The organism is Paenibacillus shenyangensis (assembly GCF_000346635.1).
Taxonomy (GTDB): domain Bacteria; phylum Bacillota; class Bacilli; order Paenibacillales; family Paenibacillaceae; genus Saccharibacillus; species Saccharibacillus dauci.
In genome coordinates this window covers 1-376 of sequence record NZ_AOIG01000064.1, presented here as the reverse complement: position 1 = coordinate 376, position 376 = coordinate 1, and the positions used below count along the sequence as shown (strand labels likewise).

Genomic DNA, 376 nt, shown 5'->3' with positions numbered 1-376 from the left:
TCCGACGTTCTTCCCTGGCAACAGAGCTTTACGATCCGAAAACCTTCATCACTCACGCGGCGTTGCTCCGTCAGACTTTCGTCCATTGCGGAAGATTCCCTACTGCTGCCTCCCGTAGGAGTCTGGGCCGTGTCTCAGTCCCAGTGTGGCCGATCACCCTCTCAGGTCGGCTACGCATCGTCGCCTTGGTGAGCCGTTACCCCACCAACTAGCTAATGCGCCGCAGGCCCATCCCTCAGTGACAGATTGCTCCGTCTTTCCCGGTCTCTTCAGGAGAAGAAAACGATTATCCGGTATTAGCTACCGTTTCCGGTAGTTATCCCAGTCTGAGGGGCAGGTTGCCTACGTGTTACTCACCCGTCCGCCGCTAAGTCTC

At 56.9% G+C, this 376-nt stretch carries 1 rRNA gene; it reads right to left on the bottom strand.

What is annotated here, in order from left to right:
- Positions 1 to 376: ribosomal RNA gene (locus H065_RS0124800) — 16S ribosomal RNA — on the bottom strand; the annotation flags it as partial.